This window comes from Streptomyces sp. NPDC086787 (genome assembly GCF_044745865.1).
In the GTDB taxonomy this organism is placed as follows: Bacteria; Actinomycetota; Actinomycetes; order Streptomycetales; family Streptomycetaceae; genus Streptomyces.
The window spans coordinates 625,372-642,447 of the sequence record NZ_JBIVBC010000002.1 but is presented as its reverse complement, the minus strand read 5'-3'; the positions used below and the strand labels follow the sequence as shown (position 1 = coordinate 642,447).

The following is a 17,076-nucleotide window of genomic DNA, read 5'->3' as shown; positions in this document are numbered from 1 at the left end:
CCGGAGCAACGGGCGCCACCGGAGCGACGGGTGCGACCGGAGCGACGGGTGCGACGGGTGCGACGGGTGCGACCGGACCCACCGGAACGTTCTCGGGCGTCAGCAACCAGCGAGACGGTGAACCCGCAACGCTCTTCGGCACGGAGAGCGGTATGTCCGTGGCGACCTGCAACGCTGGAGAGATTGCCGTCGCAGGCGGGTACACCCTGACTTCGACCGACCTCGTCGTCACGAGCAGCGCCAAGAGCAATACCCCCCTGTCGGAGGAATGGATCGTGGAAGCCACGAACACGAACACCGACACCACCACGCAGGCCACCTTGACCGCCTGGGTGATCTGCCTGCCCTCCTCGTGACACCAAGGGTGTGCTGAACGAGCACTGAGCAACCGCTCGTCACTCCCCTGCCGGCCCGGGGCATCTCCTGCCCCGGGCCGTTCACGTCATGACGGCCGCCTCCACGGCGTCGGCGTGTGGCGCATCGGACCGCAGAACCGGGTCGACCCCGTCCGGGAGGGCGGGGTCGGCCGTGCGGTCGTCCGGGGTCAGGACTTGGTCTTCTGCGTCAGGTCGTACAGCGTCGTGCCGCCCGCGGTGACCTTCTTGAAGTGGGCCGTCACCCAGGAGGTGATCTGACTGCCGGAGTTGTCGCCGCCGCCCGGTCCGCCGCCCGTGCTGGTTCCGCTGGAGATGAAGTAGTGGATCTTGCCTTGGGCCACCAGCTTCTTGAAGGCGGTCAGCGTGGGAGACGGGTCGGTTCCGTTGAATCCGCCGATCGCCATCACCGGCTTCTGGGTGGCCAGCTGATAGCCGGCGGTGCTGTGCGTGCTGATTCCGGCAGCGACCCAGGTGTACCGGTCCGCATCCTTCTCCATCAGCGCCACGGCCTTGCTGTTGGCAGACAGAGTCTCGTCGACCGGACCGCCCATGCCCCGGCCACCGGTCGCTCCCTGGCCCATGCCTTCACCACCGGGGGCGCCCTGCCCCTGACCCATACCGGTCGGAGGCTGACCCATCCCCGCTCCACCGGGCATGCCCTGCCCCTGACCCATACCGGTCGGGGGCCGCCCCATCTCCGCGCCACCGGGCGGGCCCTGCCCCTGGCCCGTGCCGGACGGGGGACGCATACCACCCTTGGGGCTGACCGACGTGCTCGTCGTGGCCGGTCCGGCGGTCGGCATACCGCCCGTGTGCGCGGCGTTCAGCGTGGTCAGCGTGTAGGCGAACGGCCCGGCCAGCGAAGCGGCGAGACCCAGCCCGGCGATCCCGAGCAGCATGCCGCGGCCGTACCGCGTGATGAACTGGAGGCCCAGGGCCGCGACAAGGCCACCGAGGAGCACCAGCCACTTCAGCGGGCCGTAGTCGCTGGTACGGCCCAGCAGGACGTACCCCCACACGGCGGTCGCGGCGAGTGACGCGCCGAGCACCGGCATGGCCCACTTCGTGGAGCGCTCCCGCCACAGGGCGACCGTGCCCATACCGATCAGGGCCGCGATGTACGGGGCGAGCGCGACGGTGTAGTACGCGTGGAAGATGCCCGACATGTAGCTGAAGACCGCCGCGGTCGTCAGCAGTGCGCCACCCCAGGCGAGGAAGGCGGAGCGGGTGGTGTCGGTCCGGGCCGCCCCGCGGGTGACCACGAGGACCGCGACGAGCATGATCAGCGCGGCGGGGAGCAGCCAGGAGATCTGGCCGCCGAGGCCGTCGTTGAACAGCCTGACGAACGAGGTCGAGCCGGTGCCGCCGATTCCACCACCGCCACCGCCACCACCGCCGCCACCGGGGAGGCCGCTCCCGCTCACCCGGTTCAGGCCGTTGTAGCCGAACGTCAGGTTCAGGAAGGAGTTGTCCGTCGAGCCGCCGATGTACGGGCGGGAGGACTCGGGCCACAGTTCCACGAGCGCGACCCACCAGCCGCCCGCGACGACCATCGCCAGCCCGGACAGCGCCAGTTGCCACAGCCGCTTGGTGAACCTGACCGGCGCGCACACCGCGTAGAGCAGCGCGAGCGGCGGCAGCACCAGGAACGCCTGGAGTTGCTTGGCCAGGAAGGCGAAGCCGACCGCGACACCCGCCCACACCAGCCACTTGGTACGGCCGTCCTCCAGCGCGCGCTGGACGAAATACACGCCGAGCGTGAGCAGCAGCGCGAGGAGCGCGTCGGGGTTGTTGAAGCGGAACATCAGGGCGGCGACCGGGGTCACCGCTAGCACCGCGCCGGCCAGCAGACCGGCCGCCGGGCCGAAGCGGCGCCGGACGGCCGCGTAGAGCACGGCCACGGTGACGACGCCGATCAGCACCTCGGGCACGAGGATCGACCACGAGCTCAGCCCGAAGATCCGCACCGACAGGTCCATCGGCCACAGCGAGGCCGGGGCCTTGTCGACCGTGATGGAGTTCGCGCCGTCCAGCGAACCGAAGAGGAACGCCTTCCAGCTGACGCTGCCGGCCTGCGCCGCCGCGGAGTAGAAGGAGTTCGTGTATCCGGAGACGCTGAGGTTCCAGAGGTAGAGCAGGCCGGTCGCGAGCAGCAGGCCCAGCAGCGAGGGGCGGGCCCACCGCGGGTCCTCGGGCCTGCCCCGCCACAGCCGGGCCGCGCGGGAGCCGTCGCCGGTGCGCCGCCCGGGCGCGCCCGCCTCGCCGTCCAGCGCCGGTCCTGGCGGTGAGCCGGTCACGGCGGTGTGGGGGTGAGGTGTCGTGGTCATGGATGTTCCCTCGAATGCTGATCGTCCGGGTGCGGTCGCGTGGTCGCGACGCGGGCTCCGTGCACATCCCGATGCTCTTGAGGGTTCCTGTCACCCGTGCCTGGCGTGACTGTGCTGGACCTGTGAATCAGCCGGGTCGAGGTGTCACATGCCGACGGTGACCGTGAGCGCGGCCACGATGGTGGCGCAGGCGAGCACGATGAGAGCGGTGCGGACCGGTCGCCGGGCGTCGACACGGGTCCGGTCCGGCCGGGGGCGGTCGAAACAGGAGCAGGGCTGCGGGTGCCAGTACTCGGAGTCCAGCCAGTAGGCACCCAGCAGGTTCGTCATGGTCATCGGCTCGTCGCTCACGCCTGCGACAACCCCTCCCGGTGCCCGACCGATACGCGTCCGGGGCGATCGCGACTGAATCGTGATCCTGCCCGGATCCACGACGGCAAGAGCCGCGTACCGATTCACAGGGAGTTCCTCACTGGCTGACAGCTGACTCCTTGGCCGGTAACCGCCGTGTGAGCCCGTCTTTTCCGGCCCTACATTCAGCTCGCCCCGGGGTCCGTTCGACGGCTCACAAGCACAGAAATGTCATGTACACGCCTGTTTGCCCGCCGACATCGGCGACTCAAGGATGGGACTACGCCATGGACGACTCGCACTCGCACAGCTCCACACCGGAGGCGCGGCAGCCGGCCCCGCCCGCCCGAACGACGCCCACCCGCCGCGGAGTGCTGCGCGGCGGTGCCCTGGCCGCCGCGGTGGCGACCCTGGAGGTACTCAAGAACTCCTCGGTGATCCCGGTCCGCCTGAGATCCACCGCGTCGGCGGCCACCGCCGACGCCGAAGCCGTGCTCCCCGACGTCCAGTTCGACATAGCGGACTACATCGCGCCCGCCACCGATGTCGACGGCGTCGAAGTCCAGTTCGGTCCCGTGCACACGGTCTTCGCCACAGCACGGCTGCTGCGTCCGCCCACGCGCGGCGACCAGGTCAGGCTCAGCTCCGCGCTCGCCTCGATCGAGCGCGCCTACGCCTTTTCACCGTCGGGCGTGTTCACCTTCGTCGCCTACGGGCTGCCGTACTTCAGCAGGCTGCCCGGCGGCCTGCGCGGCCCGCTGGTCTCGGCGTACATGCCACGTCTGAGAGCCGCGACCAGCCGGTACGTGCTGGAGGAGGCCGTGGCGGGACCGACCGACGTGTCTCCGGCGAACCCCGGTGTCACCAAGCGGCGGTTCAACGTCCCGGTCGCCATCGAGGGCAACGACCTGCTGCTCACCCTGCGCAGCGACAACGCCGGCAACATCCAGGACGTGCTCAGATGGCTCGGCGGCAGCAACACGCTCGCCGGACGCTACCTGGCCTCGCCGCACCTCTTCGACCTGCTGACCTTCACCTCCAGCAGGGCGATGTTCACCCAGATCGGACTGCCGCGGAAGGTGGCCGACGCCGGCAAGCTGGTCTACGCGTTCATGGTCAACCCCCGCTCGCCGATGTGGATGGGCTTCGCCGACCAGCAGACCTCCGGCTCCAGTGCCGCGGACGCGGTCACCTTCCGGGCGAACTCGCTGACCACCTCACGGCCCGGCGACTACTTCGACAACGGATCGGTCCAGCACCTGTCGCACGTCATCATGGATCTCCAGCAGTTCTACGACGTCGACGACAACGGCGTCCCCCAGGACGACGCCATGTTCACCGAGCGCGTCCAGTACATGTTCCGCTCCACCCCGCCGCCGTCGGAGGGCAACGCGGACCAGTACACCGACGGCGGGGGCCCGGCCTTCCTGGAGAACACCTTCCAGGGCACGGACGACGCGCTGCGCAGCGCGCAGGGCATCGGGACACCGGAGGGCGAGCATCGGATCGGGCACCTGTCGGGCCTCCAGCGCTCCTCCCGGACCGCGTCCGGGCAGCCCCAGCACGTGCGGATGGACGGGCCGGGCTACGACAGCATGGACGTGCCGGACGGCTCCGCACAGCCGAAGCTCCAGTTCACCGTCTTCGTCCCGACGGCCGAGTTCTTCCGCGTCATGCGCAGGAACCAGGCGTCGGTCGACCTCGCGGACGCGCACGACGTGGACGAGGACGAGAACGGGCTGGAGCGCTTCCTGACCGCCACCCGGCGACAGAACTTCCTGACGCCGCCGCGCCGTCACCGCTCCTTCCCCCTGGTCGAGTTCATCTGACCGGGGGTGGGGCAGGGCGGGCTCCGGGGGCCCGCGGCAGGGCTCCCGGAGCGCCGCGGTATCCCCACCTGGGCCGGACTCCGCCGGCCGAGGACGCCGCGCATCCGTTTCCGGCCACGGGAGTCGGCTTCGACGCCGGATCGGCACCCGTGAACTCAGCCCGCGCGTCCGGTCCGCTGCGGGCGGACGCAGGCGGCGATGGCATCGGCGAGGACCGGTACCTCGTGCGGCGCGAGGGCCGAGACGGTGACCCGGATGCCCGGCGGTGAGCCGAGCCGGAATCGGGATCCGGACGCCACGGCCCAGCCCGACTGCAGGAGCTGGGTGACGGCGAAGGTCTCGTCGGGCACCGGCACCCAGACGTTCATACCGCTGCGGCCGTGCGCCGCGACGCCCCGTTCGGCCAGGGCCCGGACCAGCCCGTCACGGCGTACCGCGTACGCGGCGGCGACGTACCCGGTGTCCACCGCGCCGGTGCGCCACAGGTGGGCGACGGTGTACTGGAGGAGGTGGCTGACCCAGCCGGGGCCGAGGTGATGGCGGCCGTGGACGCGGTCCATGGTCACCACGTCACCCGTCAGGACGGCGAGGCGCAGGTCGGGGCCGTACGCCTTCGCGGTGGAGCGGACGAACATCCAGTGGCGCGTGCTGCCGGCGAGCGGGTGCACGGGCAGTTCGGTGAGGCCGGACACGTGGTCGTCATCGATGACGAGCAGCTGGGGGTGGGCGGCGAGGACGCGGCGCAGTTCGGCGGCGCGGGCGGCCGAGACGCAGGCACCGGTCGGGTTCTGGCCCCGGCAGGTGACGATCAGCGCCCGCGCCCCCTGTTCGAGCGCCCGTCGCACCTCGTCCGGCAGGGGGCCGTCGTCGTCCACGCCGACCGGCGCGGTCCGCAGGCCGAGTGCGGGGACGAGGTCGGCGAGGCTGCCCCAGCCGGGATCTTCCAGCGCCACCAGGTCGCCGGGCCGCAGATGGGCGAGGAGCACGCGCTCGATGGCGTCGAGTGAGCCCGAGGTGAGCCCGATCGGGCCGTCCGGGACGCCGTCGGCGTCGAACGCGGCGCGGGCCAGTTGGGCGAGTTCCTCGTCGACCGGGGCCTGGCCGTAGAGCGTGGGCCGACGGGCGTACCGGGCAGCCGCCTCGGCGAGGGCTGCGCCGAGCGGGGGCAGCAGCGCCGTGTCGGGGTTTCCGCCGGCCAGGTCCCGTACGCCCGGGGGCAGCTCCGGACGGATCGCGTCGCGGGAGGTGGTGGCGGGGCGCGGCCGTACCCGGCTGCCGCGTCGTCCCGCGGTCTCGATCACACCGCGGTCGCGCAGCAGGCGGTAGGCGGCGGCGACGGTGTTGGAGTTCACGCCCAGCTCGGCGGCCAGTTCCCGCAGCGGCGGGAGCGCGGTCCCGGGCTGCAACGAGCCCTGCCCGATGGCCTGTTCCACGCTCGCCGCGATCTCCGCGGCGCGCCGGCCGGTGATGGCGTGTTCTCCTGGCACGTCCCCTGACACATCTCCTGACACACCCGCCATTGTGCACTGGTTCAAAACGGCCCGGTGGCACGCTCTCCTGTGGTGGCGGTGCCCGCGGCTCTTTCGTCCTGCTCGGGCCCCGGCTCGTCGGCGCGGGTCGTCGGGGTGGTGAGGTGGTCCAGGACGTTGGTGACGCGCAGCATGCGTTCCAGACACTCCGGCCGGTTGTCGAGGCGCAGGGTGGCGCCGATGGCCGTGGTACGGCGGTGGATCATCAGCAGGGCGGACAGTCCGGTGGAGTCGATCCAGGTCAGCTGGTCGAAGTCCAGGTGTACGTCGCGAAGCCCCGCGTGTGGGGTCAGTTGGTCGACCACGGCGCGCACCAGGTCGTCACTCGTGTCGTAGTCGAGTTCGCCGGCCACCCGCACGGCCAGCGTGCCGGGCTCGTGGGCGATGCCGACGGTGAACTCGGTGGGGGGCAGCAGGTTGGTCATGCGTGGGTGTCGAGGCCGAGGACGGGACGGTGGGCGCGGTCACGCAGGACTGCGGCGCCCTCGTGGATCGCGTTCAGGGTGCGGGGGAAGTCACGCAGCTGGCCGCCGAGGATGTCCAGGCAGGTCACCATGGAGTGGGCGGGGACCCGCCGGGCCTCCAGCACCCCTGCGGTCCAGGCGAGGAACGCGGTGAAGACGCCGGGGTCGTCGACGTAGAGGGCGGTGGCCAGGAAGTCGACGATGTGGGCGATGTCCTCCGCGGTGCGCTCGCGCTGGAAGTCGCTGTAGCCGGCCATGGCGGCGAAGCGGGACTCGAGGTCGACCAGGGTCTGCTTGACGAGCTGGGGACGTGACTGGACGACCATTGTGTACTCCTGGTCGGCCAGGTGCGGCAGGTCGTCCGCCGCCTGCCGGATGGCCGTCGGCCGGGGCCGGGAGAGTCCCGCCTCCAGTACGGCGGCCGCACCGCGGGCGTCGGCCGCCCACTGGTCGGCGCCCAGGGCCCGGGCGTGCCGGCCGTCCGGGCCGAAGGCGCGGCCGCCGGCCAGGACGGGGACGCCGATCGCCTGGCAGGCGGTGATGGCAGCGTGGGCGGTCGGCAGGTGGGTGGGGATCGATCCGGACAGCAGTACGGCGTCGGGGTTGGTGTGGTGCAGGTGGGCGACCAGGTGGGGGGTCGGCGTCTGGGCGCCGAGGTAGTCGACCTGCCAGCCGCGCAGCCGGAGCACCTCCGCGACGAGCCGGGCGGGGAAGGCGTGCCACTCGCCGTCGATGCAGCTCACCGTCACCGGTCCCCGGCCCGGGAGGCTCGGCGCCCCCGCCGGCCCGCAGCGGTGGGCGAGAGAGGCTATGACCCGCTCGTTGATGGCGGTGGCGGCGTGTTCCTGGGCCACGGTGATGCGGTCGGCGGCCCATTCGTCGCCGACCTTCTCCTGGACCGGGGCGATCACGTCGAGAAGAAGCGTCTCCTCGTCCACGCCGTCGGCCAGGGCCTCGTGTGCGAGGTTGACGGCGGTGGACTCGTCGCCGTCGATCACCGCCTTCCACAGCATGTCCGTCAGATCGGCAGTGGCGGGGTGCCTCACGTGTCGCTCCTCCTGTCCTCGCCGCCCGCGTGCCCGTACTCGGCCGTGAGGGGGCCGGTCCTGGGGGCGCTGATGGCGACGGCGGCCATGTCGTCATGGCGGCCTGTGCCCAGCCACTGGGCGGCCAGCATCTGGACCCGTTCGACGATCGCCTCCGCCGGCATGCCCGCGCATTCGGACAGCGCCCGCTTGAGGCGGTGTTCGCCGTAGAGCTCACCGCCCAGCGGGCCGCCGCGGGCCTCGGTGATCCCGTCGGTGTAGAGCAGGCAGGTCTCGCCGGGCGCGAGCACCGTCTCCACGGTGTGCGCAGTGACCGTCGGCAGCGCGCCGACCAGGGTGCCTTGGGTCGGGACCTCGTCCACCGTGCCGTCGGCGCGGACGATCAGCGGCGGCAGGTGTCCGGCACTGGTCAGCCGTGCCCGCACCCGGCCGCCCCGGTGGCTCACGGAGGCGAGTACGAGGGTGGCGAAGCGCGCGTGGTGGGAGGTGAGCAGGGCGCCGTTGAGCAGGTTGAGTACCCGTTCGTGGTCCTCGGCCAGGGGCAGCAGGGCATGCAGCGTGTTGCGGATCTTGCCGGTGAGTACCGCCGCGTCCAGGCCCTTTCCGGCGACGTCCCCCAGAACGACGAGGGTTTCGTGCTGCGGGTCGGAGCCGGGGTGGACGTCGTAGAAGTCGCCGCCGACCCGTTCCTGGTCCTTGGCGGCGCGGTACCTGCCGGCGTAGTCCACCGCGTGCACGCTGGTGAGCGTCGGGGGCAGCAGGTCACGCATCAGCGTGGCGGTGATGGTGGCCTGTTCGCTGTACAGGTGGGCGGCGGAGAGGGCCGCGCCGGCCCGGGCGGCGAACAGGCGGGCGAAGACCTCCTCGCCCTCGGTGAAGGCCTGTTCGGTGCTGGAGCGCAGCAGCACCAGTGCTCCGGCGGGCACTCCGTGGCCGGGAAGCGGGGTGACGATGACCGAGCCGACCGGTCCGGCGAAGCCGTCCGGGATCAGCCAGTCGGGGATGTCGGCGGGGTTGATCCAGCGGGCCGGTACGGGTGGGAAGCCCTGGAGTGCCTCGGCCAGTCCGGGTACGCCTGCGATGTCGACCGGTCGCGTGGTCTGGGTGACGGGGCCGCCCTGGCGCGCGAAGGTCAGCGGGTAGCGCCGTCCGTGCGACGGGGCGACGAGCACGGCGGCCTCGGCCAGATGTTCCGCGGCCATGGAAGCGGCCACCTCCATGCAGCGCGGCACGTTCAGTGTGGACAGCAGCGCGCTGGAGGCCTCGGCGAGGACCTCGGACCGCGTCCGGGCGTCGCTCAGCGCGGCTTCGGCCAGCCGCCGGTCGGTGTCGTCGACCAGCCACCACACCACGTCACCGTCGCCGCCCGGGGTCGGATGCGCCTCGAACTGACGGCCGTTGATGTCTCCGGTCAGCGGCCTCGTACGGGTGTCGCGCAGCCCGCCGCTGATGCTCCGGTGAGCGGCGGACAGCCAGGACGGCACTCTCTCGTGCAGCCAGTCCCCGCCTTCGGCCTTGGGCAGGAGCAGCTGGGCGGCCCCGTTGATCCGGACGAGGCCCCCGTGCCGGTCGACGACCAGCACGGGGTACGGAGCCTCGGTCCACGTGGCGCCGACCCTGAGGTCGGCATCGGGCGGACGGGCGGAGAAGCCTCGGGAAACTGACACAACGGGAGGCACGCGCCGTGCGCACCCCACCACCTTTCCTCTGTGGAAAACGGATGTCCTCGGCAACCGTCGCTCATCGGGTCCCGGAGTTGCAAGCCACCCCGGAAAGCCACACATGACGGTCACATCTACCGCTCCCGTGCCGGTGACATCGTCGTCCGGGCGAGCGACTGTTCGCCCATGCGTTCGCCTCTTTCACGGCTGTTTCTTTCTTAATCGCCAAGTGAGTTACCGAGTCGGCAAGGGGGCCGCCATGACTGCGCGCATGTTCGATCGGTCGCTCGTACGCGAAATCCGTTCTCCGGACGGTCGAAATCCGGCACCGTGGTGATGATGAACGAAGGTGACGGCCATGGGCTTGTGTCGGACATGTGTTCCGTGCGGGTGGAAACCACCCACGACGGACGTGAAGTGGTGATCAGGCTCAGCGGCGAATTCGACGTCAGTTCCGAGCTCGATCTGGAGCTCGTCCTCGAGACCGCGTCGTCCGTGCGGTCCGTCGCACTCCACGTGGCGGACGTGCGGTTCGCGGACTCGACCCTGCTGAATGTGCTGCTGCGCATGGCGGACAGATGCGACCTGCGGCTGGTCGGACCACTCGGACCGCAGCTGGACCGGCTCATGCGTCTCACCGGCGTCCTGGACCGGTTCCGTATCTGCGGCCAGGAGGAGGGACCCGCATGAGGGCCGACAGCGTGGACCGCCGACGACCACCGAAGCGGAGTGCGGTGAACGCGCAGGGCGGATGCGTCTCCTGCCGCCGTGAGTGGCGCGGCGTCTGGCTCCCCGCCCGGGGAGAGCGTCCCGCGCTGCTGTCGCTGGACAGTTGCACGTCGTCCATCGGTGAGGCCCGCCGTGCCGCGGCGCAGTACGCCGCGGTGTGCGTCCCGTCGGTCGACCGGGGCGATGTCGAACTGCTGGTCTCCGAGTTGTGCACCAACGCCCACCGCCACGCCACCGGCTGGTGGCGGCTGCGCGTGCACTCCCACGAGGGCGAGCTGGTGCTGGACGTGGACGACGCCGCCACGAGCCTGCCCCGGCGCAGAGACCCTGACCTCGTGCACGGCAGAGGCGGCCTGGGACTGCTGCTCGTCGACCGGTTGGCCACCAGGTGCCAGTTCTTCCCGCACTCGGCGGGCAAGACGGTACGCGTCGTGTTGGGGTCCGGTCCCGTGTCGTGAGGCGGGGTGGGCAGGGTTCACCCCGCCTCACGACACGGCTCTCGCGGTCTGTCAGTCGGAGACGGCGGCGTACTGGTAGCGGGTCGGGCCGTTCTCGTCGCCATAGTGCGAGCGGCCGACCATCACCTCGTAGGTGCCGGCGTGCGAGTAGCTGCTGCTCTCCCGCTGGGCGGGCGTCCACCCGTAGTTGGTCAGCGCGACGGGTTGCCCCCACGCGCGCATCGTGGCGTACGCGTACCGTGTCGAACCGGTCGCGTCACCGGTGTGCTGCTGGCCGACCAGGACCCTGTAGGGCGGGGTGGCCGTGAAGGAGCTGCTGCTCTCGGTCTGGGAGTCGCTCCAGGTCGCCGAGCTCACCTTGGCCGGCTGTCCGCCGATGAGGACGAACGCGCAGTAGTACGTGGTGTACCCGTCCGAATCGCCGATGTGCCGTCGGCCGACGAGGACCTGGTTGGTGGGACACAGGACGGCGGTACCCGCCGATTCCTGCACCGTCTCGGTGTAGGCGTCGATGATGGTGATGTCCGCCGTGGGGGCGGGGCTCGCCTCGGCGCCGGTCGCCGTGGCGAGCCCGGCGAGCAGACCGGCGCTCACCAGGGCCAGGGCCCGGCTGGGCAGGTGCGAGATAGGACTCACGAACATCCCTTCAGGTGACATTGCGTGCTGTGCCGGTCGAGTCGGCCCTTGCGGCACCGTTCAGGCCCGCAGGCGCTCCCGGTCGCCCATCACGACCACGGGATGGCGGGCGGGATCGAGGGTGCGCAGCAGGGTCTTCATACCGGTTTCCGGGAGAGTGACGCAGGCCGACGTGCCGTCACCGTGGTCCAGGTGCAGCCAGATGCCGCCGCCCCGCTCGACACCGTCGGGCCGCGTCCAGTCCCAGGGTGCGACGCCCCTGAGCCGGTTGTAGTTGACGGCGATGACGTAGTCGAAGTCGTGCTCGTGTTCCTCGCCCTCCTCCAGCATGGAGTTGTAGGCGTTGTCGTCGTACCAGTACCGGAGCTTGCTGCCGGGGTCCGTGAGTGTTCCGCCCGCGTCGGTCAGGCTGAACGCTCCGACGGGACTGCGCTCGTCGTCCAGCTCATGGTCCGTCGTCCAGCCCATCCTGCCGTTGTGCGCGGGCCAGCTGCCGGCCCGTGCCCAGGTCGTGCCCCGCTTCTCGTAGAGCACGGCGAGACTGTCGGCGGAGTCCCGGTCGTCGCCGTAGACGACGACCAGCTGGCGGGTGCCGGTCGGCACCTTCTGCCATATCCGGCTGCCGATGCCCGGCGGCCGTGTGTTCGATGGCGGGCGGGGCGAGGCGGACACCGCGGGGTTGTTGTTTCCCGGCGCTCCGCCGGGGCTCGTCCGTCGGCCGGTGTCACCGCACCCCATGGCCGTCGCCAGCAGAACGCCGCCGACGAGCACCGCGGATATGGCGTGCCGCGCGCCACCGAGTCGCGTCGACCGGAGAAAGGACCATGCACCAGGAGTTGTCCGCATGATCAGGATCCTGTGGCGCGCGGAACCGGCCTCGCATCCGGGCGCGGGCATCCGGCGTAACCGTCAGGGTGGGCCCAGGGCGCGTTTCGGGAGTCCCGTCTGGTCTGCGGGCGGACGACCTACTTTCGAAACGGGCGCACTAGGGTCTGTCGTTTGGATCAGGTTGCAGGATGTCTACGGTGCCTTGTCGGCGGGGGTGAGCGGGGTCCGGTGCGTGCGGCTGCAAGGCGGAGGAGGGAGTCGACGCGGCGCGTCGGCGACCGACGACAACGCCGCAGCCGTGCGCACCGGACCCCGCGTCCGCAGCCTGATCCAAACGACAGGCCCTAGCCGACCGTGGCGCAGTGGTCGTCCGTCTGGGCCGTCTCACGGGCGTGCTCCACGCGTGCTGCTTCCAGGAGTCTGCGCCAGGAGGTCACCGTGGGCCGACGGCGCAGCAGGGAGCGGCGCTCCCGCTCGGTCATGCCGCCCCATACTCCGTGCTCGATCTGGTGGTCGAGGGCGTGAGCGAGGCATTCGGTGCGCACCGGGCACCCGGTGCACACGGCCTTGGCCGCGTGCTGCGCGGCTCCCTCGACGAACAGCACGTCCGGATCGGAACCCCGGCAGACCGCCCGGCCGACCCATTCCTCGTCCGTGTCCATCCCCATGCCGTCCTCTCCCCCGATGCTCTCCCCGACGCGTTTTCGAGACCGTACGACAACGGCGCCGCCTGGGGGAACAGCCAGGTCCCGACAGCCATCCCATTGGGTGACAGCGCCCGCGTGTCGGGGAGAACTCGGCCTGGATGAACGTCGTACGGCCGGCCGATGGCCTGTCAGGGGCCGGACGGTGGAATCTTGACGGCGAGGATGGCCATGTCGTCGTGGCCGTCGCTGGGATGGTGGTCGACGAGCGCGTCGATCAGCTCGCGCAGCGGCAGGTGGGCGTGTGCCGCGGCCGTCGCGGCCAGACCTGCCATGGTCTGGTCCGGGGACCGGTCGGGGTGCTCGGTGACGCCGTCGGTGTAGAAGACCACCGTGGACGCGGGCGGTACCAGCCGGGTGTGGTCCCGGCGGGGGACGCTGGTGTCGACGCCCAGCGGAAGGTCGGGCTGCGCGACGAGATAGCCGGCCTGCCCGTCGGGGGTGATCAGGAGGGGCGGTGGGTGTCCCGCGTTGCTCCAGCTCAGCCTCCAGTGCGCGGGGTGTCCGCCGACGGCGGCGGGCTCCGGTTCGATGCGGGCCAGGCAGACGGTGGTGACGGGGTTGCCGGTGAGTGCCTCCACCGTGCGGTCCAGGTCGGCCAGGACCGCGGCCGGCCCACCGGTGCTGTTGTGGAGGAGCGCGAGCAGCATGTTGCGGGTCTGCGCCATCGCGGCGGCGGCTTCGAGGTCGTGCCCCACCACGTCACCGATGACCGCCGCGCAGGCCCGGCCAGGCATCAGCAGCGCGTCGTACCAGTCCCCGCCGATGTGCCGGGGTGTGGTGGCGGGCCGGTAGACGGCACCGGCCGTGAACGGCCGCAGGTCCGGCAGCCGCGGCAGCAGCATCCGCTGGAACTGCTCGGCGTCGAGCCGGGTCTGCCGCATCAGCGAGGCGTCGTCGATGGCGAGGCCCGCCGCCTCCGCGAACGAGGCGATCATGGCTTCGTCGTGGGAGTCGAACGGGCGTCCGTCCTCGCGCTCGCACAGGTACAGGTTGCCGTAGACCCGTCCTCGGGTGGTCACGGCGGCTCCCACCATGGTGTGCATCGGAGGGTGACCGGGCGGCAGGCCGACGGAGGCGGGATGCGCGCTGATGTTCTTGACCCGGACCGACTCGGGATGAGTGATCAGATGGCCGAGCAGCCCCCGCCCGGAGGGCAGCGCCACTCCGGCGAGGGCCGCCTTCTCGGCGTCGGAGAGCCCCATGGGAATGAACTCGTGCAGCCGCTCGCCGGCTTCGTCCAGCACCCCGAGAGCGCCGTAGCGGGCGCCGACCAGGTCCATGGCCGTCCGTACGATCAGCTCCAGGACCTCGGACAGGTCCTGGTCCCGGCTGATCACCGCCTCGTACAGCTCGTGGAGCCGGTTCTGGCCGCGTGCGAGCACCACCAGTTGTTCCGCGATCTGCGCCAGCTCGGTGCCCAGCCGCAGCCGCGGCCCCGGCGGCGTGGCGCCCTGCCCGGCCGTCACCGGGAGCCGGCCCGCAGCCTGTGTGGTGATCGAAACACCGCGCCAGCCTGCCGCCCCGCGCCGACCGGAGACGCGGATTAGCCCATCGGCAGCATGTCACGCCGTTGGTGAGGGTGTGTCACATCCGCTCGGGTGCCGAGACGCCGAGCAGCCGCAGTCCGTTGGCGAGCACGACCCGCGCGGCCTCGGTCAGCCACAGCCGGGCCCGGGTGCGGTCGTCCGGGGCCTCGCCCGCCCGGGGCAGGACGCGGCACGCGTCGTAGAAGCGGTGGTAGGTGCCGGCGAGGGCCTCCAGGTAGTGGGCCACCCGATGCGGCTCGCGCAACGTTGCCGCGGTGGCCACCAGTTGAGGGAACTCGGCGAGCATGCCGAGCAGGTCGGCCTCGCGGTCATGGGTGAGCAGGGAGGGATCGAAGTCCTCCGGGGCGCCCTTGTCGATGCCCGCCTGCTCCGCCCGGCGCCGCACGGCGCACAGCCGTGCGTGCGCGTACTGGACGTAGTGGACGGGGTTGTCGTTCGTCTGCCGGGTGAGCAGGTCGATGTCGAGGTCGATCATCGCGTCCGCGCTCGCCCGCGCGAGCGCGTACCGGGCGGCGTCCACACCGACCGCCTCGACCAGGTCGTCCAGGGTGACGACGGTGCCCGCCCGCTTGCTCATCCGGACCGGTTCGCCGTCCTCGACCAGGTTGACCAACTGGCCGATGAGGACTTCCAGATGGGTGTCGGGATCGTCCCCGAAGCAGGCCGCCATGGCCCGCATCCGGCCGACGTAGCCCGCGTGGTCAGCGCCGAGCATGACGACGATCCGTTCGAAGCCACGGGACCGCTTGTCGAGGTAGTACGCACAGTCCGCCGTGAAGTACGTCCAGGTGCCGTCGCGCTTGATCAGGACCCGGTCCTTGTCGTCGCCGAAGTCCGTGGTGCGCAGCCAGACGGCGCCGTCGTCCTCGAAGACGTGGCCGCCCTCCCTCGGCCGGGCGACGGCGGTGTCCAGGTCCCCCCGGTCGTGCAGGTCCTTCTCGTTGAAGTAGACGTCGAAGTGGGTGCCGAACGCGGCGAGCGAGGTCCTGATCTCGTCGAACATCAACGCCGTGCCCTCGGTCCGGAGGGCGTCGAGAGCCGCGGACCGCGGCAGTTCCAGCACACCGGGCCGATCGCGCAGCACCTTCGCGGCGATGTCCACGATGTACGCGCCGCTGTAGCCGTCCTCGGGCACCGGGGCGCCCTGTGCCGCGGCGAGCAGTGAACGGGCGAACCTGTCGATCTGCACGCCGGCGTCGTTGAAGTAGTACTCCCGTGTCACGTCGGCCCCGGCAGCCTCCAGCAGCCGGGCGAGCACGTCGCCGACGACCGCCCATCGGGCGCCGCCGATGTGCACCGGCCCGGTGGGGTTCGCCGAGACGAATTCCAGGTTGAGCCGCAGACCGCCGAGCCGGTCGGTGCGCCCGTAGGCGGCACCGGCCAGGACGATGTCGCGGGCGGGTGCCCCGATCGCCGCGCTCTCCAGCGTGATGTTCAGGAAGCCAGGACCCGCGGTCTCCACCTTGGCGACTCCGTCGGCCGCGCCGATCAGCGGGGCGAGCAGTTCGGCCAGGTCGCGGGCGGGCAGGCCGGTGGACCCGGCCAGTCGCAGGGCGATGTTGGTCGAGTAGTCGCCGTGGCCGCGGTGGCGGGGGCGCTCCACGTGGATCTCTCGCGGCACCTCTCCCGAGAGGTGTCCGGACCGGATGGCTTGGTGTATGCCGTCGGAGATGACGGCCGCGAGATCTGCTGGAGTCACGTCGGCGACGGTATCGGGCAGGTCACCTGCGCCGATACCGAATATCCGGGCGCTGTCGGCCGCTCGTGGCAGTCGCCGCCCCGGCTATGTGCCGGTCGGGGTGACGGCGTACCACGTCCGTTTGTCTCCCTGGCCGTTGAGCTGTCCGGCCTTCGTGTCGCCCGCGTACCGGTAGAGCGGCCAGCCGCCGAGGGTGAGCTGTTTCTCGCCGTCCCGGTGCACGGTACCGAGCAGGCCGCTGTCGACCCCTGTGGTCCGGACGGGGTCCCGCACGATGACGGGGATCCATGTCTTCGCGCACGCTCCGGCGCACGTCCACCTGGACGGGTGCGCCTGATCCTTGGTGGAGCGGTAGAGGGTCATGCCCGTGCCGTCCGTCACCACGCTGCCCACGCCGTCCACGGTCCTGGCCGTCAGGGTGAGGGCCGCCGGGGTGGCGGGGGCCGCCGGGGTGCGGGCCGCCGGGGCGGCGTTGCCGGGATTCGCGGCGGGTGCGGCGTGGTCCGCCGCACTGTCGCAGGCCGCCAGGAGGAACGCCGAGGCGAGTCCTGCGGCCGAGAGGAGAACGATGCGTCGCTGGATCACGGGCCTTCCCTTCGCCGGGTCTGCTGCTCACGGGTGTAGTACGCCGCGCGGCCGCCGCGTGCTCACCGAGCGCGCTCAAGAGAACGGTGAGAAGGCCCATAAGTCCGTGCTGATGGTTCGTCAAACCACCACTTATGGAATGCGGAAGAGTGTGACCTACGTCCTGGCCGAAAACATGAGGCGACGCAAGGCCGTTTCGGATAATGAGATACGCTTCAGCAAGCCGGTCGACGAGACGGTCCTCCATGCCATCGGAGGGACCGCGTCCGCCGCATTTCGCCGTCGCGCCCTATTTTCTCCGCC

General features: G+C 71.2%; 16 protein-coding genes. 4 read left to right on the top strand and 12 right to left on the bottom strand.

Annotated elements, in window-relative coordinates; translation table 11 throughout:
* Positions 1 to 152 precede the first annotated feature (152 nt).
* Positions 153 to 356, top strand: coding sequence for a hypothetical protein (locus ACIPK3_RS09090; protein WP_402567623.1), 204 nt, complete (start codon positions 153 to 155; stop codon positions 354 to 356).
* 188 nt (positions 357 to 544) lie between these two features.
* Here ACIPK3_RS09090 and ACIPK3_RS09085 read toward each other — a convergent pair whose 3' ends face one another.
* Positions 545 to 2,704 (bottom strand): ArnT family glycosyltransferase, encoded by a 2,160-nt coding sequence (locus tag ACIPK3_RS09085; RefSeq protein WP_402567621.1) that lies wholly within the window; start codon positions 2,702 to 2,704, stop codon positions 545 to 547.
* Between the two features lie 144 nt (positions 2,705 to 2,848).
* Positions 2,849 to 3,055, bottom strand: a complete 207-nt coding sequence (locus ACIPK3_RS09080; protein WP_402567619.1) for a hypothetical protein — start codon at positions 3,053 to 3,055, stop codon at positions 2,849 to 2,851.
* A 287-nt stretch (positions 3,056 to 3,342) separates the two neighbouring features.
* Here ACIPK3_RS09080 and ACIPK3_RS09075 point away from each other — a divergent pair, with 287 nt between their 5' ends.
* A complete protein-coding gene (locus tag ACIPK3_RS09075; protein WP_402567617.1) occupies positions 3,343 to 4,884 on the top strand; it encodes a hypothetical protein in 1,542 nt (513 codons plus the stop codon).
* 155 nt (positions 4,885 to 5,039) lie between these two features.
* On the opposite strand, the gene ACIPK3_RS09070 is transcribed toward ACIPK3_RS09075, so the two are convergent.
* The 4 genes from ACIPK3_RS09070 to ACIPK3_RS09055 are packed head-to-tail and all read right to left on the bottom strand — an operon-like array spanning position 5,040 to position 9,590.
* The gene (locus ACIPK3_RS09070; protein ID WP_402567615.1) at positions 5,040 to 6,371 is read right to left on the bottom strand and encodes an aminotransferase class I/II-fold pyridoxal phosphate-dependent enzyme; all 1,332 of its coding nucleotides are present in this window, start codon (positions 6,369 to 6,371) and stop codon (positions 5,040 to 5,042) included.
* A gap of 44 nt (positions 6,372 to 6,415) precedes the next feature.
* Complete coding sequence (locus tag ACIPK3_RS09065; protein WP_402567613.1) at positions 6,416 to 6,838, bottom strand: STAS domain-containing protein; 423 nt, start codon at positions 6,836 to 6,838, stop codon at positions 6,416 to 6,418.
* Positions 6,835 to 7,890, bottom strand: coding sequence for a B12-binding domain-containing protein (locus ACIPK3_RS09060; protein ID WP_402567868.1), 1,056 nt, complete (start codon positions 7,888 to 7,890; stop codon positions 6,835 to 6,837). Before ACIPK3_RS09060 ends, ACIPK3_RS09065 begins: the two co-directional genes overlap by 4 nt.
* 29 nt (positions 7,891 to 7,919) lie before the next feature.
* Positions 7,920 to 9,590 (bottom strand): PP2C family protein-serine/threonine phosphatase, encoded by a 1,671-nt coding sequence (locus ACIPK3_RS09055; RefSeq protein WP_402567611.1) that lies wholly within the window; start codon positions 9,588 to 9,590, stop codon positions 7,920 to 7,922.
* A 384-nt stretch (positions 9,591 to 9,974) separates the two neighbouring features.
* On the opposite strand from ACIPK3_RS09055, the gene ACIPK3_RS09050 reads away from it, so the two are divergent.
* Together ACIPK3_RS09050 and ACIPK3_RS09045 are read left to right on the top strand one after the other, a co-directional pair.
* Complete coding sequence (locus ACIPK3_RS09050; RefSeq protein WP_402567609.1) at positions 9,975 to 10,274, top strand: STAS domain-containing protein; 300 nt, start codon at positions 9,975 to 9,977, stop codon at positions 10,272 to 10,274.
* Positions 10,271 to 10,771 (top strand): ATP-binding protein, encoded by a 501-nt coding sequence (locus ACIPK3_RS09045; RefSeq protein ID WP_402567607.1) that lies wholly within the window; start codon positions 10,271 to 10,273, stop codon positions 10,769 to 10,771. Before ACIPK3_RS09050 ends, ACIPK3_RS09045 begins: the two co-directional genes overlap by 4 nt.
* A gap of 51 nt (positions 10,772 to 10,822) precedes the next feature.
* Here the strand turns inward: ACIPK3_RS09045 and ACIPK3_RS09040 are convergent, their stop codons facing one another.
* From ACIPK3_RS09040 to ACIPK3_RS09015, 6 genes are all read right to left on the bottom strand, one after another.
* Positions 10,823 to 11,407: a hypothetical protein gene (locus ACIPK3_RS09040; protein WP_402567605.1), complete on the bottom strand. Its 585-nt coding sequence runs from the start codon at positions 11,405 to 11,407 to the stop codon at positions 10,823 to 10,825.
* 60 nt (positions 11,408 to 11,467) lie between these two features.
* A complete protein-coding gene (locus tag ACIPK3_RS09035) occupies positions 11,468 to 12,178 on the bottom strand; it encodes a hypothetical protein (protein ID WP_402567603.1) in 711 nt (236 codons plus the stop codon).
* A 401-nt stretch (positions 12,179 to 12,579) separates the two neighbouring features.
* Positions 12,580 to 12,903, bottom strand: coding sequence for a WhiB family transcriptional regulator (locus ACIPK3_RS09030; RefSeq protein WP_402567601.1), 324 nt, complete (start codon positions 12,901 to 12,903; stop codon positions 12,580 to 12,582).
* Between the two features lie 167 nt (positions 12,904 to 13,070).
* The gene (locus ACIPK3_RS09025) at positions 13,071 to 14,408 is read right to left on the bottom strand and encodes a PP2C family protein-serine/threonine phosphatase (protein WP_402567599.1); all 1,338 of its coding nucleotides are present in this window, start codon (positions 14,406 to 14,408) and stop codon (positions 13,071 to 13,073) included.
* A 118-nt stretch (positions 14,409 to 14,526) separates the two neighbouring features.
* Positions 14,527 to 16,188, bottom strand: coding sequence for an arginine--tRNA ligase (gene argS, locus ACIPK3_RS09020; protein ID WP_402567597.1), 1,662 nt, complete (start codon positions 16,186 to 16,188; stop codon positions 14,527 to 14,529).
* 84 nt (positions 16,189 to 16,272) lie between these two features.
* The gene (locus ACIPK3_RS09015; RefSeq protein WP_402567595.1) at positions 16,273 to 16,773 is read right to left on the bottom strand and encodes a hypothetical protein; all 501 of its coding nucleotides are present in this window, start codon (positions 16,771 to 16,773) and stop codon (positions 16,273 to 16,275) included.
* Positions 16,774 to 17,076: the final 303 nt, after the last annotated feature.

Coding starts and splice junctions, on each gene's coding strand:
- ACIPK3_RS09090 (WP_402567623.1), top strand. CDS start 153: ATGTCCGTGGCGACCTGCAACGCTGGAGAGATTGCCGTCGCAGGCGGG.
- ACIPK3_RS09085 (WP_402567621.1), bottom strand. CDS start 2,704: ATGACCACGACACCTCACCCCCACACCGCCGTGACCGGCTCACCGCCA.
- ACIPK3_RS09075 (WP_402567617.1), top strand. CDS start 3,343: ATGGACGACTCGCACTCGCACAGCTCCACACCGGAGGCGCGGCAGCCG.
- ACIPK3_RS09065 (WP_402567613.1), bottom strand. CDS start 6,838: ATGACCAACCTGCTGCCCCCCACCGAGTTCACCGTCGGCATCGCCCAC.
- ACIPK3_RS09060 (WP_402567868.1), bottom strand. CDS start 7,890: ATGCTGTGGAAGGCGGTGATCGACGGCGACGAGTCCACCGCCGTCAAC.
- ACIPK3_RS09045 (WP_402567607.1), top strand. CDS start 10,271: ATGAGGGCCGACAGCGTGGACCGCCGACGACCACCGAAGCGGAGTGCG.
- ACIPK3_RS09030 (WP_402567601.1), bottom strand. CDS start 12,903: ATGGGGATGGACACGGACGAGGAATGGGTCGGCCGGGCGGTCTGCCGG.